12 protein-coding genes are annotated in these 17,956 nt (G+C 34.7%); 11 read left to right on the top strand and 1 reads right to left on the bottom strand.

Going from position 1 to position 17,956, the window contains the following annotated elements; all coding sequences use genetic code 11:
* Positions 1-186 precede the first annotated feature (186 nt).
* Positions 187-4,311 carry a pectinesterase family protein gene (locus OZP09_RS01025; protein ID WP_281310123.1) on the bottom strand — a complete coding sequence of 1,375 codons (4,125 nt, stop codon included), beginning with the start codon at positions 4,309-4,311 and terminating at the stop codon, positions 187-189.
* 736 nt (positions 4,312-5,047) lie between these two features.
* On the opposite strand from OZP09_RS01025, the gene OZP09_RS01020 reads away from it, so the two are divergent.
* The 11 genes from OZP09_RS01020 (at position 5,048) to OZP09_RS00965 (ending at position 17,750) form a co-directional block, all read left to right on the top strand.
* Complete coding sequence (locus tag OZP09_RS01020) at positions 5,048-6,181, top strand: NADH-dependent flavin oxidoreductase (RefSeq protein WP_269236070.1); 1,134 nt, start codon at positions 5,048-5,050, stop codon at positions 6,179-6,181.
* A 151-nt stretch (positions 6,182-6,332) separates the two neighbouring features.
* The gene (locus tag OZP09_RS01015) at positions 6,333-7,229 is read left to right on the top strand and encodes a helix-turn-helix domain-containing protein (RefSeq protein WP_269236069.1); all 897 of its coding nucleotides are present in this window, start codon (positions 6,333-6,335) and stop codon (positions 7,227-7,229) included.
* 406 nt (positions 7,230-7,635) lie between these two features.
* Positions 7,636-7,938, top strand: coding sequence for an Arm DNA-binding domain-containing protein (locus OZP09_RS01010; RefSeq protein WP_269236068.1), 303 nt, complete (start codon positions 7,636-7,638; stop codon positions 7,936-7,938).
* A gap of 19 nt (positions 7,939-7,957) precedes the next feature.
* Positions 7,958-8,245 carry a phage integrase SAM-like domain-containing protein gene (locus tag OZP09_RS01005; protein WP_269236067.1) on the top strand — a complete coding sequence of 96 codons (288 nt, stop codon included), beginning with the start codon at positions 7,958-7,960 and terminating at the stop codon, positions 8,243-8,245.
* 587 nt (positions 8,246-8,832) lie between these two features.
* Positions 8,833-9,450: a TetR/AcrR family transcriptional regulator gene (locus tag OZP09_RS00995; protein ID WP_269236065.1), complete on the top strand. Its 618-nt coding sequence runs from the start codon at positions 8,833-8,835 to the stop codon at positions 9,448-9,450.
* A gap of 50 nt (positions 9,451-9,500) precedes the next feature.
* On the top strand, positions 9,501-10,838 hold the full coding sequence (locus OZP09_RS00990) for a TolC family protein (protein WP_269236064.1): 1,338 nt from the start codon (positions 9,501-9,503) through the stop codon (positions 10,836-10,838).
* An 11-nt stretch (positions 10,839-10,849) separates the two neighbouring features.
* On the top strand, positions 10,850-11,968 hold the full coding sequence (locus tag OZP09_RS00985; protein WP_269236063.1) for an efflux RND transporter periplasmic adaptor subunit: 1,119 nt from the start codon (positions 10,850-10,852) through the stop codon (positions 11,966-11,968).
* Positions 11,969-11,976: 8 nt separating this feature from the next.
* Positions 11,977-15,027 carry an efflux RND transporter permease subunit gene (locus OZP09_RS00980; RefSeq protein WP_269236062.1) on the top strand — a complete coding sequence of 1,017 codons (3,051 nt, stop codon included), beginning with the start codon at positions 11,977-11,979 and terminating at the stop codon, positions 15,025-15,027.
* Positions 15,028-15,057: 30 nt separating this feature from the next.
* A complete protein-coding gene (locus OZP09_RS00975; RefSeq protein WP_281310122.1) occupies positions 15,058-15,837 on the top strand; it encodes an SDR family NAD(P)-dependent oxidoreductase in 780 nt (259 codons plus the stop codon).
* A 135-nt stretch (positions 15,838-15,972) separates the two neighbouring features.
* Positions 15,973-16,791, top strand: a complete 819-nt coding sequence (locus OZP09_RS00970) for an SDR family NAD(P)-dependent oxidoreductase (protein WP_281310121.1) — start codon at positions 15,973-15,975, stop codon at positions 16,789-16,791.
* 62 nt (positions 16,792-16,853) lie between these two features.
* Positions 16,854-17,750 (top strand): helix-turn-helix domain-containing protein, encoded by an 897-nt coding sequence (locus tag OZP09_RS00965; protein ID WP_269236058.1) that lies wholly within the window; start codon positions 16,854-16,856, stop codon positions 17,748-17,750.
* Positions 17,751-17,956 lie beyond the last annotated feature (206 nt).

Here is a 17,956-nt window from a genome sequence, read left to right as displayed (position 1 = left end):
CCGGATTTTAATGTTTGAGAATGAATGTTTGTTATAGACTTTGATCGTGCAGTATCAGAACCGCTTTTATCAATGTTTATTATTCTTGTTTTGTAGTTATTACTAATTGCTTTAATTAGAAATGAAAAACCTATCAGAAATTTTTAGTTTCTGATAGGTTTTAATATTAACACTTAGATTATAAACCTATTCTTTAATAATAGTTTTATTTAGAATACCATTTTCAGTAATTATTTTAACTGCATATATACCAGCACTGCCATTAATATTTACTTTAACTGTTGGATCGGTAATCTCATTTATTGTGTAAATCTGTTGTCCAAGCATATTAAACACCGAAATCTGTTTGACTTTTCCAATAGTGGCAAGATCGATGTAAAATTCATTTTCAAACGGTACAGGATATATTTTTCCTTCAGTCCTAGCAAAAGTCGGATCCATTGCATTGTTAAAAGAAGCTGTTTTAGATGTACTGCCACAACTAATTGCGACAGGATTAATTCCTTCAACCTCTATTTTATCGATGTTAGCCAAACCGAATGCTGTTGTAGCTTCTAATCTAATGATATGATTCCCTGCAGAAAGAGTTACTGTAGCTAAAGAGCTTGAATTCTCAGCCCAGGTAGTCCAATTAGTTGTAGGATTAAAATCTGCAGTACCCAATGTAACGCCATCCACTATTACTTTACCTGGTCTGGCAGTTGTCCCTCCATTAGAATATTTCCAACGAAGCATGTAATTTCCGGAAGAAGTATTCACAGACCATTCAATTCCTGCCCCTACGGCATTATTGGCATTGGCAAAACCAACGCCCTGGAATCCGGCATTATTGCTATCTATAGTGCCTTCAACTGAACAGAATCCAGTTTGATTTTCATCAATAGAAATTTCAGCAATAGCAGAACTACCAGTTACAGTAATCGTACCTGATGCTGATGCGTTTGGGGAACTACCTGTAGTTGCTACAGTGAAATTGAATGTACCCGATTGTGTAGGAGTTCCGCTTATGGTAATAGTTTGTGCAGAAGCACTAACTACTGCAGTGACACCAGAAGGTAATCCTGAAGCAGTGGCAGAGGCAGCATTCGTCCATGAATAATTAAAACCGACTATCGGTGTATTTAGACTTACAGTTTGATTTGCTGAACCTGCACCATGTTTCACAAGAGTAGCTGTGCCAGTCGATTCTGTATAATTGGCAGTTCCATTTAGGTTTTGATTGGCAGTGATTGTAGCTACCAGTCCATTAATATAAACTTCTAGATTAGTATATATTGGGCTGAGTGTATATAATATTCCATCAGAAGCATTATTACTATTCAAACCATTTGCAGTTTCCCAGCTATTAGGCATTCCGTCATTATCGGTATCCGTTGGTGCTGTGCTGGAATTGTAGGCAGGCCATCCTCCAACATCAGATTGTGTGTCTATCAGACCTTTTGTACTTCCGTTTGATCCAGTATAGGTAAAATTCCCATTTGTTGCCTCTGATACTATTCTGTTGTCAACTGCGTCACGTTTAAGACTAGCACCTACATACGCCAATACACGATTATATGCATTTGCTGCTGAATGAGTAGTCATTTGACCAAAGTCATATTCAGTATTTACACGAAGTTCCGTTTTGCTCTTTGAAGATGGATTAGGATCAACTCCATTCCAATTATTGTCCGTAGTGGCAGGGTTTACGGTAGTATGATTTCCATTAACGTAAAACTTGCCCCAAATACCTGCAGCCTGGTTGTTAGATCCATCATCCTGACCTGGAGAAATTATTCTGTCATTTACACCTGAGCCTGTTGCCGGACCTGCCTTGTAATAATTATTGGTAAGATTGTAGGAGCCTCCTTCAGCAGCATAAGCACTGTTGCCGCCCCAGTTATAAATAACATTATTTCTAAAATCAACATGCTCAAGATTAGGCAGTCCCGAGTATCTGCTGCCACAAAAACGGGCATTTCGGCTATCATGATGCGCTAACATATTATGATGAAATGAGGCTTTTTTTCCTCCCCAGATTCCACCATAACCATGAGTTCCCTTATCATGAACAGATACGCGTAAACTTTCAGACATCATACACCATTGCAGAGTGAAGTTCTCATTGTCGTAAAATGAAGCCGTTTCGTCTGTACTCCAGCTCATTGAGCAGTGGTCAATGATAATATTCTTATGGTTTCGTCCACCTAAAGCATCGCCTTGATGTTGTGCCTGGTCACCCATTCGGAAACGAATATATCTAATGATAACATTATCAGCATCTATATTTACGGAATAATTTTTCAAACAGATTCCGTCACCCGGGGCAGTCTGACCTGCTATGGTGATATTTGCATTGTTGATTCTCAAATCTGAATTAAGCGCAATGATTCCCGAAACTTTAAACATAACTGTTCTGGTTCCTGTTGCCATAACAGCTGCCCTTAAACTTCCTGCACCTGAATCATTCAAATTGGTAACATAGATTACCTGTCCGCCACGACCACCAGTTGTATATCGTCCAAAACCTTCGGCACCAGGAAACGCTGGAGAAGTAACCGCCAGAGAAGATGCAGCTTTTTGAGTAGCAGCAGGCTTTTGTGTAGCTGAAGTTACTGTGAAAGTCCCTGATTTTGTTGTATTTGGTGAACCACCAACTGTTGTAATGGTATATGTAAAAGTACCACTCACAGTTGGTGTTCCGCTGAAGGTTATCGTTTTGGCTGTATTGTTTATGGCTGCATTGACTCCTGATGGCAATCCTGTTACATTTACTGTTGTAGCATTTTGCCAGCTATAATAAAAACCTGCAATAGCTGTATTAATGCCTACCGTTTGGCTGGATCCTCCAGCTCCATGCTTTGTCAATGAAGCTGCTAACTGTGGCATCGAAAAATTTATATAATTAAGGTTGTATAAATAGCCGCTTTCACCCTCAAAAACAAGATAGACATCATGTATTCCTGAAACCTGACTCACAGGACATGAAAAGTCTTTATAGGTCTGCCATGCTCCGGTTCCTGTTACAGTACAGGTCCCAATTACCGTACCGGATGTGCCCCCTAATCTTATAGAAATAGTTCCTCCAGTTCCAGTGGTTGCAGCTCTTGCCAGAAAACTACCTGCTCCAGAACCAAAGTTTATGTCCTTAAACATAATCCAATCACCGCTATTGATATATCCTACATTATCACTGCCCTCGGAACTAGCTTCAGTCTGAATACCCGATTGGCTATTGAAATTTTCGGCCTGAATGGTTTGGAAAGCAGTTCCTCCGTTTGTACCAGTCATTGCAGCAGGATCCCAATTATCAGAACCTTTCAATACAATTTTAGCTTCGTAAAGATTTGCTTCGGTTTGATTTGACATTGCTCTAAGACCAGCCCATTTTGCCCTTCCGCTCATATTTGCTCCGGCACCAGTATTCATCCATTCATACAAATGAAGATCAGTACTTGTATCTGCATAGGTCATATTCCATTTATCTCCCCAGCCTAAAGGATCAATTTGTGCTGGCATCGTACAATACAGCCAGGACACTTTTGGATAATTATGCCAAGGTCTTCCGAATTTAATTTTGGCTCCATCGTCTCCAGCTCTTGGACTGTTGGCTTGATAGGTTAGATTGCATTTGTAAAAAACAAAGCCATATTTTTGATCAATTCCTGTAGATGGAGCTGTAATCCAGGCTCCACCATAACTTCTAATTTCGCATTTATTAAAAAATGCAATTCCTCCCCCATAAATATAATCAGTACGACCCAAGATCATACAAGATTCAAAATAGGCACGACATGTTGCAGGCATCCAAAAATAAATAGTATCCTGATAACCTGTAATATTGCAATTTTTAAAAATAGTACGATCAGACTGTATAGTCAATGCTTGTGCCTGCCCAACGTTTCCTGCTGTATTTTGAAACGTTATATTTTCAGCTTTAAAATCGTTGGCTTTAATGGTAAGAGTGGCCGCAGTTCTGACCAGATCAGCATTGGAAGCCCAAAGTGCCACTTTTGCATCAGGACACATTCCATCACCTCCATCTGCACAGTTATGTATATCATACGAAATAATAGTTTGTTCCCTACTTTCACCTATTAATGTAATTTTGGTTTTGTTGGCAGGAACAATTAATTTTTCCTGGTTGTACAAACCCCGCTTAACATAAATTTTAGTTTCCTTAGTGCTGTTTGAAGGCACTGCATTTATTGCTGCTTGTAATGAGGTATAATTACCTGTACCGTCCTTAGCAACTACGATGTCGTAGGTTTGTGCTTTCATTTGCATCGAAAAGAAAGCTAAAAAAGTCCATAATAAAAATTTTTTTTTCATTTTTTGGTTTGGTTGAGGTTAGTAAATAATTTCAACAAGTAAACTACTTTTCTTGTTAAACCAAAACTATAGAAATCAAATTCTAATACAGGAGACATATCGCTATTAAACAGGGGTTAAAATACCATGTTAATTACTTAAAAATAAGTGATTTATAAATGTTTTAAGAGTTTTAAAATCTTAGCTTCAACACGGGCGCGGTTTATACCATGAGTATGCATGTTTTGTAAAACACAATTAACGCAAGAAAGACACCTAATTTACTGATTGTTTTTCTTAAATGGTTATCTCTTTTTTATACATGAATATATAGATTTTTCAAGTCTTTACGGAGTAGCATTTGTGATTCGATTTCCACGAGGAATTCTTAGTGTGTTTAAAATTCGACAGTCTTAAAGTGGCTTTATTAGAGATTTAATCGAAACTGAACGACGGTTCGAAATCCCGCTAAGGATATAGGATTTTTTTCTCTTTGATTTATCGTAATTTGTTGATTAGACCTGATACCTTTTCCGTTACAAAATCTAAGGCGATTTTTTTAATAATTTAGCACTCTAGTTTTTGTGGCAGAATCATATATCTAATATTAAATATATAGTCAATAATTTGGATCATGAAAACAGTTTACAAAAGCTCCATTCCGCAATTTGTGTCACATCTACCGCCTTTTGTATAACTTACAGGATTTTTAATGTCCCAATTTTGCATCATCATTTAACAACATAAAAATTAAATAATGAGCCAGACAACAGATACAAAACAATTATTCCAAAGTTTTACATTTAAAAACGGGATCGAAACTAAAAACAGGATTGCCATGGCACCAATGACAACCTGGGCCAGCAATGATGATTATACAGTATCAGATGATGAAATAAAGCATTATGAAGCCCGAAGCGGAAACGTTGGCCTGGTAATAACAGGCTGTACGAGAGTTATGGCCAACGGAATTGGTTTTAACAATGAATATGCCTCTTACGACGACTCTTTTCTGCCAGGGCTTAAAAAAATGGCCGCTGCAGCAAAAAAAGGCGGCTCACCTGCAATACTTCAAATTTATCACGCTGGAAATAAAGCAGTTTTGAATCTTATTCCTGATAGTATTCCGGTAAGTGCAAGTCCTATAGCATTAGCACCGTCTATGTTTTATGAAGGAGGTGTTATATCTCGTGAACTTTCAAATGAAGAAATTCTGGAAATGATAAAAGCTTTTGGCGAAACTGCTCACAGAGCAATAAGGGCAGGTTTTGACGGAGTAGAACTGCATGGCGCTCATGGATTCCTATTGCAAAATTTCTTTTCACCCTATTATAATCAAAGAACAGATCACTGGGGTGGATCTGCCGAAAAACGAATGAACTTTGCAGTAGAATTGATCAAAGAAATTCAGAGTGTAATTAAAAAGTATGCAGACCAACCATTTATAATAGGTTTCAGAATATCACCAGAAGAGCCTGAAAGTTATAGAGTGAAAGATATCCTGCCGTTGATTGATAAACTCATTGAATGCGGGATTGATTATCTGCACGTTTCACTTACAGATCTGCTGACGCAAAAGCCTATAGATAATGAAAACAGGGATGAGACTATTTTAAAATTGGTACTTGATCACGTTCATCACAGAGTTCCAGTGATTGCTGCGGGAGGCATCAAACAGTTCAAAGATGCTATCGAGGCAATAAAGATGGGGTTGTCGTTGGTGGCTGTTGGACACGGTCTTATTATCAATCCAAATTGGGTAGAGCTTGCTTCTGATGAAGAAAAAGCAGAAGAAGTTTTAAGTATGTCTAAAGCAGATGAACTGGCGATACCCAAAAAACTGCAGGAGTTCATTCAAATAGCCAAGGGATTTTTTCAGGTGAAGGATTAACCTTTAAATTTTATAGGTTGCAATTTTTTTAAGGTAAAATAGAAAAAATCAGAAAAATTAACCGTAATTGTTACAAAAGTATAATGTAATGAAGGCTGAAAACTTTTAGTTGTTTTAAAAAAGATTATAATATTAAGTAAGAACAGCGCTTATGAAACATTACAAAACGATAAATGAGCTTTATAAATTAAACGGATTTCCACCGCCTGAAAATCCACTGATGGGCATCCTAACTTTTGAGGAGTCAGAAAAATGTACTTTCATCGAGAGGGAATTTACTATGGCATTTTATACAATTGCCTTAACAAAATTAAAATCAGGGATATTTCAATACGGTAAAACAAAATACGACCACGAAAATGGATCCTTAGCTTTTTTAAAACCGCATCAGAAAATATTAATGAATAATGTGGAAACAAGTGAAAAAGGATTTCTATTATATATCCACGAAGATTTTTTAGTGAATCATAACCTTCATTCAGAAATAAATAAATATGGATATTTTGATTACGAGGTAAACGAAGCTTTACACCTCTCTCCAAAAGAAGAACACATTATATGGGAGTTATTCAACAAGATAAAGCTGGAATATTACAATAATCAGGATGAGTACAGTAAAGATATAATACTTACCCATATAGATTCTATTCTAAAATACGCCCAGCGTTTTTATAAGCGACAATTCTTAAATAGATCTTCTTTATCAGGTACCATAATCACTAAATTTACTGACATACTGAAACAATATTTTGAAGATGGAGATCTTCAAAGAAAAGGCCTGCCATCTGTAAAATATATGGCTGGAAAGTTATCCCTGTCACCAAAATATTTAAGTGATTTATTAAAACAAGAAACAGGCAAAACAGCACTGGAACATATTCATATCGCATTGGTTATCGAAGCCAAGAATATTTTAATGAATACCGATAAAACCGTAGCAGAAACTGCTTATCAATTAGGTTTTGAAAATCCACCCTATTTTTCAAGGCTTTTTAAAAAAGAAGTTGGTTTAACACCTACCGAATATAGAGAACAATTTTTTAATTAAGGTTAAAATCTGGTAGAATGAAAACCTTTTTTCTACAAAAAATTAAGGCTGTATCTTTTACATTAAATAAATTAAAAAATATCAGAGTACATTTTGTGGCAAAACTAAAAATAAAATGATATCAATTTTCTGCGCTAGTACAAATACAAATTGAACTAAAACCCTTTAAATCTTATGATTTATAGGGTTTTTTCTTTTTAGCATCAGTCAAATTATTCATTCATGAGTATACCGAAAGGGATAAATTCGGTTACCTTGAAACCGTATCATTTAGGGTAACCGATTTTTATCTCGAGCTAACATTTACAAGGGTTGCGAACCAGTTCAACAACAGGTTTAATAAATGAACATCTTGTGAAGTAGTCTTTTTAGAATTAAATTTATTAATCATTAAAAGGTTACCACGATGAAAACAAAACTATTAATACTCTTTCACGCAAAGAGTGCAAAAGCCAGCGCAAGCAGTTTAGTTCCTATCTACGCACGAATTCCTATTAATGGTAAACGAATTGAGTTAAGTTCAAACAGATTTGTTGAAATCTCCAAATGGTGTAAAGAAACAGGCAGAATGAAAGGAAGATCAGCTGAAGCAAGTTTAATAAATAGTCATCTTGATATTACAAGAACACAAATTATTGATGCACAATTGGAATTAAATCACAAAAGTATTCCAGTAACATCTGAAACACTAAAAAATAAATTACTATAAATCAGATGAACGCTCCAGAATGCTAATCTCAATATTCCAATACCACAACAACAAAATAAAAGAATTGGTTGGTAAAGAATATGCACCAGGAACATTAGAACTTTATAAAACATCGTTGAGTCATACAATAGAATTCTTGCAATGGAAATACAAAGTTTCCGATATCGAGATAAACAAAATAGATCGCGCTTTTATAACTGAATATGAATTTTGGTTAAGAAGCGTTCGGAACTGTGCCAATAACACCGCAGTTAAGTATATCAAGAACTTTAGTGAAATTATGAAGCTTTGCTTGGCCAATGACTGACTGGATAAAAATCCATTTGTAAACTATAAATCGAAAGTTAAAGAAGTTAAGAGAGTTTATTTATCTGAAAAAGAAATTCAAAATATTATCGAGAAAGATTTCAAGACAAAGAGACTTTCATTAGTTCGTGACATCTTCCTTTTTGTTTGGCTTACATAGATGTCAAAAACTTAACAAAGTCTCATATAAGCTGCGGGATTGACGGCGAGAAATGGATATTCACCCACAGACAAAAAACCGAATCAGCTTCCAATATTCCAATACTTCCAGTTACACAAATTATTATTGATAAATATTCCGATCATCCACAAAATAATAATGAAGATAAACTACTACCTATCCTATCCTTACAAATGGGGTTCCTATTGAAAGTGTGAGTAAAATGTTAGGACATAAAAATTTGAGAACTACACAACATTATGCCAAAGTTTTAGATAGAAAAATGAGTGATGATATGAAGATTTTGAAGGGTAAATTCATTAATTTAAATATTACAAATTCATTTACATTAGAAAAAAAGTAAAATATTTAAAAAAATGAACGTTGTTCAAAAAATATAACATACATTTGTCAAATAATTTTAGAGTATGAGTATAGGAGATAGAAAAGCACGGGAAAAAGAAGCATTAAAAGCATTAATTTTAAAAGGAGCAAAAAGACTTTTTATTGAAAAAGGTATTGAGCAAACTACTATTAGAAATATTGCAGATGAAATTGATTATAGTGTAGGAACTGTCTATGTATATTTTAAAGATAAAAATGCCATTTTACACGACCTACACTCCATAGGATTTCAGGAATTGGGTGGCTATTTTGAGGAATTATTCAATATAGAAGATCCAATGGAACGACTCCGAAAAATGGGACTTGTTTATATAAAATTTGCTTTGGAAAATTCTGAAATGTATGATTTGATGTTTAACTTGAAAGCACCAATGGAGTTTTTGGAAAGTACTAAAAATGATGATTGGGATGAAGGTGCGGCAACTTTTGGACGTGTTAAAAAAACCATTGAAGAATGCATTTATAAAGGGCATTTTATTGGGCATAAAATAGAACCGCTTTCGTTTATGGTTTGGAGTTTGGTTCACGGTATGTGCTGTCTCCAAATTCGGCAGAGAATCACAGGTGTTAAGTTCACAAACCCAGATACCATCTTGCTTGATGGTTATAATGAGTATTTAAAAATAATAGAAAAACTATAAAATTTTTTGTTCAAAAAAATGAACAATGTTCAATTTAAAAACAATGTAATATGATAAAAAAAGCCCTAATTCTAACAACAATGGTACTGGGATGTCAAGGATATTCACAGACTAAGCTGGACGGCTACATTGAAGCTGGACTAAAAAACAACGAAGTAATAAAACAGCACAACTTCGATATTAACAAAAGTATGTATGCTTTAAAAGAAGCTAAATCTATGTTCTACCCGACCGTTTCCTTAAATGGAACTTATACGATAGCTGATGGAGGACGAACAATTGATATTCCGATTGGAGATATGTTGAATCCGGTTTATAATACTTTGAATCAAATAACCAATTCCAATGCTTTTCCAACTTTAGAAAATCAGTCCGTTTTAATTAATCCAGACAATTTCTATGATGCCAAAATTCATACCACAATGCCCTTGCTGAATTTTGAAATAATCTATAATAAGAGAATTAAAAGTCAGCAGATGTCTTTGCAAAAAATAGAGATGGAAATCTATCAAAGGGAATTAGTTAAGGAGATAAAAATAGCCTACTACAAATACCTCCAATCGGTTGAAGGAATTAAAATTTATCAGGAAACTTTGGCATTGGTAACCGAAAATCAAAGAGTAAATCAAGCTTTATTCCGAAACGATAAAATAAACCGCACCGCCGTTTTGCGAAGCGATAATGAAGTGATTCGCATTCAAGCCAACTTAGAAACAGCAAAACAAGTTAGTAAAAATGCACAATCGTATTTTAATTTTTTACTCAATGAAAAACTAGATGCTCCAATTGAAGTAGATAAAAACGAAGCTTTGCCAATGGAAGCTATTTCAGAAAACACTCAAAACAGAGAAGAATTACTAAAATTAACGCAGGTAAAAGAATTAAATAAGACCGTTGGGAAGCTCACAGAATCCTATTGGTTTCCAAAAGTAGGCGGTTTTGCCGATGTTGGATTTCAAGATTTCGATTTTGACGTAAACAAAGACTCTCGTTATTATTTTGCAGGTGTGAGTTTAGAGATAAATATTTTTTCGGGAAATAAAAACGAATTCAAACTCAAACAAGTTCAAGAAGATGATAAAAAAATCAGTTCTCAAATTGATAACGTAAAACAGCAATTACTACTTCAGTTTCAGGTTTCACAGAATAATTTGACATCAGCTTTAGAACAATTCAATGCCAACAAAAATCAAAAGCAATCAGCCAAAAAATACAATGACGATATAACCAAATTGTATAAAGAAGGACAAGCTATTTACATTGAGCTTCTGGATGCACAAAACCAATGGGTAAATGCCCAGCTCAATACCAATATTGCCCTTTATAATTCCTGGATAGCTTTCGCCGAATTAGAAAGAGCCAATGCCACTTTTACTTTTAACAATTAAAAATTAAAACAATGAAATCACCAATAACTACGTCAGTTCGCCTTTCAGGCTCGGGTCACGAATACCAAAAAAACATTTTTAAATTTATGAGTAATAAATTAATAATTATCCTATTCGCACTTCCTCTTTTTTATGCTTGTAAAGAAGAGTCAAAAGAACAGAAAGCCTTTGAAAACGCCGATATTATTTCGATAAAAACAGCCACAGTTCAATCCTTGGCACTTGCAAGTAACATCAACGCATCGGGTTTAGTAACCACAGAAAACCAAGCTAATTATGGTTTTAAAATTGGTGGTGTGGTAAGTCAAATTTATGTAGAAGAAGGTCAGTTTTTCAAAAAAGGACAACTTTTGGCAACTTTAGATCAAACCGAAATCAGTTCGGGTTTGAATCAATCGGATTTGAATGTTAAGAAATACGAGCGTGATTATACTCGTGCTGTAAATCTTTTCAAAGACAGCGTATATACTTTAGAGCATCTTCAAAATACCAAAACGGGTTTGGATATTGCCAGAAAACAAAAAGAGGCCGTTGCTTTTAATGCTCGTTATGCAAAAATTTATGCTGCTGCCGATGGTTTTGTGACAGCAAAAATAGCTAATGAAGGTGAAGTAGTTGGTCCAGGTTCTCCCATTTTGGCGATAAATGAAACCACTCAAAACAATAATTACCTGCTTAAAATTGGTTTGACAGACCAAGAATGGGCAGCTGTAAAAATAGGTCAGAAAGCGACTGTCACTCTCGATGGTTATCCAAATGAACACTTTGAGGCTTCTGTTTTTAGAAAATCACAAGCTGCGGATGCAGCATTGGGTTCTTTTCAGGTGGAATTAAAACTAAATATGAAAAATAGCAAGCCGGCTGTAGGAATGTTTGGAAAAGCAGCAATTAAAGCAGAGAGAACAGAAGACTTTATCATCATTCCGTATAGCTCACTTATTGAAGCCGATGGAGATAAGGCATTTGTATTTATCGTTGAGAACAACAAAGTAAAACGCCAGCCTATTACAATTGCCAAATTTGAAAACAAGAAAGTATTTATCAAAGATGGTCTTCAAAAAACGGATCAAATTGTTATATCCAACAGTGCTTATCTCAACGAACAATCAACGATAAAAATCATTAAATAAAGAATCGTATGAAAATCACAAACTTTTCCGTTAAGAATTATCAGTTTACACTGATTCTAGCACTGCTAGTCGCTGTGGTTGGTGTGCTAACCTTATTCACGATGCCAAGAGCTGAAGACCCTTCCACTCACCCACCTCAATATTTGATTACGGTTATTTATCCAGGTACTAGTCCGAAAGATATGGAAGAACAAGTCGTAAAACCTATCGAAAACAAGATTTACGGATTGGAAAATATCGAAAAAATACTAACAACCGTAGAAGATGGTGTAGCCGCTTTTCAAGTAAAATTCAAATACGGAGTAGATGTTGATAATAAATATCAGGAAATCTCTACTGAGATGAATGCGCTTAAAAACAGTGAATTACCAAAAGATATTTATCAGATTAAAACGGAGAAAATTTCGTCTTCGGATGTAAAAATTCTTCAGGTGGCATTGGTTTCCGAAAATGCGTCTGACAAAAAATTACGCGATGAAGCGGATAAACTAAAGAAAAAAATTGAAAAAATAACCAATCTTAAAGAGGTAAAATACAGCGGAATTCCAGAACAGGAAATCCGGGTAGATTTGAATTTGGAGAAATTGGCACAATTAAGAATTCCATTAAATGTAGTAATGGGAAGTTTACAAAGTGAAGCTGCTGATATTCCTGGCGGAAGCATTGATATGGATACCAAAGTATTCAACGTAAAAACAAGCGGTAAATTCAAAAATGCTGATGATGTAGCCAATACAGTTATTTACAATGCTAATGGAAAAATCATCTATATGAAAGATGTAGCTGATGTAAGCTACAAATCGGAAGTGCCCTATCATATTACAAGAATTAACGGACACCGATGCGTTTTGGTTACTGCCGGAATGAAAGACAACGTAAACATTAGCGATGTTCAAAAAGAATATTTACCAATAGTGGAGGCATTCTCTAAAGATTTGCCTCCAAATATCAAATTGGTTAAAAACTTTGACCAAGCTGATATGGTAGCAAAACGTTTGGGACATTTAGGTTTTGATTTTGGATTGGCGATTCTTTTGGTTGTCATTACATTAGTTCCATTAGGATTAAGAGCATCTGGTATAGTTATGATTTCTATCCCTTTATCATTGGCTTTAGGATTAATTGCAATGAATGCTTTAGGGTATTCTTTAAACCAATTGAGTATTGTTGGGTTGGTCGTTGCTTTAGGGTTATTAGTTGATGATAGTATCGTTGTTGTAGAAAATATCGAACGCTGGCTCCGTGAAGGACATTCTAAAATGGATGCCGTTTTAAAAGGTACAAGACAAATAGGTGTTGCTGTTGTAGGCACTACCGCTACTTTGGTGATTGCCTTCATACCACTGGCTTTTCTTCCGGATATGGCAGGAGAATTTATCCGCAGCTTACCTATGGCGGTTATCACAAGCGTATTGGCTTCTATGATTGTAGCATTGACATTGGTACCATTTTTAGGAAGTCGATTCCTTAAAACACACGAACACGAAGGCGGAAATATATTTCTTCAATATTTGCAAAAGTTCCTTACGAATTCTTATAAAAACATAATGCCAAAAGCATTAAAGTATCCTAAAGTTACCATAGGCATTTCTTTATTGTTAAGTGGTTTGGCTTTCGGTTTGTTTTCAGTTGCTGGATTTAAACTATTTCCAACTTCGGAAAAACCAATGTTTCTTATCAATATAAAAATGCCACTGCAAGCTAATATTTCAGAAAGTGACAGGGTGACAAAAATCGTGGAAAAAGAATTGAAAAACCACAAAGAAATTGTGTATTACACTTCAAATGTGGGAAAAGGAAATCCGCAGATTTATTACAATGTGCATCCACAGGATAGAAAATCTGATTTTGCTCAAATTTTTGTACAACTAGAAGACGAAGCAAAACCTTCAGAAAAAACGATTCTTATACAAGAATTGCGCGAAAAATTTAAAACGATGCCTTTTGCTAAAGTAGAAGTAAAAGATTTTGAACAAGGTACACCATTGGAAGCCAATATCGTAGTGCGTTTATTTGGCGAAGACCAGGAAGTTTTACGCAAACTATCTTCTCAAGTAGAAACCATTTTGCGAAATCAGGAAGGAACGGTTTATATAAACAATGAACTGAACACTTATAAAACCGATGTTAAAGTAAAAATTAATAAAGAAAAAGCAAGAACATTGGGTGTATTGACCAGTGATATAGATAAGATAATACGTCTTGCTGTTGCTGGTTTAACAGTTGGTGATTATATTGATGATCGTGGTGATGCCAGAAACGTAACCATTACATTACCAAGAGATAAGTTTTCTAATCTTGATGCTCTGAAAAATTTATATGTGAATAATGTTCAAGGAACACCCATTGCATTAAATCAGATTGCAACCATCACTTTTGAAACAGCTCCAACGGCAATAAATCACTTTAACAAATCAAACTTTTCAAAAGTAAGTGCAATGACAAAAGATGGTTATTTAGCCAATGACCTGCTGGTAGATATTATCCCGAAATTGGATAAGCTCGAAATGTCAAAAGGCTATTATTACAAACTATCCGGAGAAAAAGAATCCGAAGGTGATGCCTTGGGCGGTAATTTCCTTTCTGTAATTATCTTGAGTACGTTTTTATTCATAGCCGTTTTGTTACTACAATTCAAAACCTTTAAAGGAATTATTATCGTTATGTCCATAATTCCGTTAGGTGTTTTAGGAGGCGTATTATTCTTAATAGCATCAGGAAACCCAATGTCGTTGGTTTCTATTATCGGTTTTATTGGATTGTCGGGCATTCAAGTAAAAAATTCCCTCCTTTTGGTCGATTTCACCAATCAATTGCGACAAGAAGGAAAGTCAATTGATGAAGCTATTGCTATTGCTGGTGAAACCCGTTTTCTTCCGGTTGTTTTAACATCAGTTACCGCAATCTGTGGTTTGATTCCGCTGGCGGTAAATCCCAATCCTCAAATATCACCATTAGCAATTGTATTGATTGGTGGATTGATAAGCTCAACAATTCTTGCAAGAATTGTAACACCTGTAATGTATAAACTGATTCCGCCAAGTATTGAAAAATTATAATGAGAGTATAATCTAAAATAAAAGAGAAAAATGAAAGAATATGTATTGATTACTGGAGCTTCATCTGGAATTGGTTATGAAATGGCAGTTGAATTAGCTAATAAAAAATTCAACCTTATTTTGGTTGCCCGAAACGAAAATGAACTAAAAAAAATACAAGCAGAACTCATACAAAAGTATGCTGTTTTGGTTGAAATCATTGTAAAAGATTTGTCTGTTGCAGGAGCAGCTACAGAATTATACAACGAAATAAATAAACTAAATTTAACCGTAACAACTTTGATAAATAATGCTGGAGTCGGCAATTATGGTAATTTTATAGAAACCTCTTTAGAGGAAGAACTCCAAATGATTCAATTAAATATTTCGAGTTTAGTTGTTCTTACAAAATTATTTGCAAAAGATATGGTAGCCCGTAAATCAGGAAAAATTATGAATGTAGCTTCTTTACTTTCGTTTTTACCATTTCCTTATTATTCCGTTTACTCGGCAACAAAAACATTTGTTTTGGCATTTACAGAAACAGTGGCTGCAGAGCTGGAAGATTCTGGTGTGGTTATAACCGCACTTTGTCCAGGTCCAATAGACACCGGTTTTACAACAAATAAAATGGCGACTACAAATGCCTATAAAACCAACAAACCAATTCATCCGAAAGTAGTTGCAATACAAGGAATAAAACTTCTCTTGAATGGAAAAGGAAAAAAAATAGTAGGCTTTACTAATTGGTTTATATCGAACTTGCCACGAATTACACCGGACTTTATAATGATGAAAATTAAAAAAAAATTAGCCAGTCAACAAAATTGAGTGTGAATCATAAATGTATTCAAAACGAAGTTTAATAATCGTTAAAACGTTTCATTATTGCCCACTTTTGTATCATAACAGCTTTCCAAAATTGACGGAGATTTGCCTTGATATTAAAACAATAAAATTATAACAATGAAAAAAACAATTTTTATTACAGGCGCTTCTCGCGGATTAGGAAAAATTTGGACGGAAGCATTTTTAAAACGTGGTCACAATGTTGTAGCAGCAGTAAGAAATACATATTCATTAAAGGAATTAGCGACTGAATTTCCTCAGAATCTATTGGTTCTAAAATTAGATGTTACCAATAAAAAAGATGCTGTAGATGCTGTTGAAAAAGCAAAAAGCCATTTTGGAGTAATTGATGTGCTAATCAATAATGCGGGTTACGGGCTAATGGGTGCTATTGAAGAATTAGAAGAACAAGAAATTCGTGCACAGTTTGAAACTAATGTATTTGGTTTGATTTGGCTTACGCAGGCAGTATTACCAATTATGCGTGAGCAAAAATCAGGACATATCATCCAGCTTTCGAGTGCATTGGGATTAGTAACACTACCGACAATGGGATTGTATAGCGCTTCTAAATTTGCAGTTGAAGCTATTGGAGAATCATTAGCGGCTGAAGTTACTGGTTTTGGTATCAAAGCCACTATTTTAGAACCTAATGGTTTTGATACTGATTTTAGCGGCCCTTCTTTAGCGCAAAGTAAAACTATTGATGCTTATAATGATGTTAGAAAAGCACTTTACGAGCAAGCAGGTGCACAAGAAACCGGCAACCCAAGTGCTACAGCAAATGCAATACTTACTTTGGTAGATGCTGAAAATCCTCCATTGCGTTTAATGTTGGGTAAAGTAGTTTATCCTTGGGTAAAATATACTTACGATGAGCGCATCAAAACTTGGGAAGATTGGCAGGAAGTTTCTGTGGCAGCACACGGAAAATAATTAATGTTTAAATTAGCAGAATCCAACTAAATAGATTCTGCTAATTTTTTATAATCTTAAGTATGATACATTTTGATAAAATAAGTGATTTCCATAATATATTAGGAACCAAACCACCAGAGCATCCTTTGTTTAGTATTATTCAAGGAGTTCCAAGTAAGTGTGACGGCAGTACACAGCTTGATTTTACGTCGGATTTTTATATCATCGGATTTTGGAAATTAAAATCGGGAAGTGTGGGTTATGGAAAAACAAAATACGATCATAATTGCGGTTCTATGTCTTTTATGAGACCACAGCAAAAAGTAAGTTTCTCCAATCTTCAGTTAGATGAAAATGGATTTGTCATCCTCATTCATCAAGATTTTTTGTTGGGTTCAATACTTCACAAACAGATTCAAAACTATAGTTATTTTGATTATGATGTCAACGAAGCTTTGCATCTTTCCCCAAGTGAAGAAGTCATTGTTTGGAATTTAGTAGGCAGCATCGAAAAAGAATATTACAACAATACCGATACCTACAGCAAAGATATTATGTTGACACAATTGGATACGATGTTAAAATATGCGCAACGCTTTTACAAAAGACAGTTCATTAATCGAGAACAATTAACCGGAGTAACATTTACAAAGTTTAATGATTTACTTTCCTCCTATTTTGAGGATAATAAGAATACTGATTTTGGACTTCCTACTGTGAGTTATATGGCAGAAAAACTAAATATATCGTCTCGTTATTTGAGTGATATATTGAAACAAGAAACTGGAAAAACCGCATTAGAATTGATTCATCTCTATCTAATTTCGGAAGCAAAAAATTTATTGAAGGAAGGCAAAATGAACATTGCCGAAATTTCGATTTCGCTGGGATTTGAAAACGCAACCTATTTTTCACGTTTGTTTAAAAAAGAGGTAGGAATTTCGCCAAATGCTTTTAGAGAACAAAGTTTAAATTAGTAAATAAAGTATTTGATAGTATGCTGTAAATTAAACTGTTTATCAATCGGTAGTTTTACATATTAGGTATTTTTATAATTCAACCACTTAACTAACTGAAAAAGAAGATTAAATTTTAATTATTGAATAGAAAAAGAGATGACCAATTGGTTGTCTCTTTCTTTTTTTGTCTTTTAATAAGCCTTAAAATGCTTTTGCCTTACCTT

The organism is Flavobacterium flavigenum (genome assembly GCF_027111255.2).
GTDB classification, from domain to species: domain Bacteria; phylum Bacteroidota; class Bacteroidia; order Flavobacteriales; family Flavobacteriaceae; genus Flavobacterium; species Flavobacterium flavigenum.
Note: the sequence above shows the minus strand (reverse complement) of the source record. Positions and strands in the feature narration are given on the sequence as shown.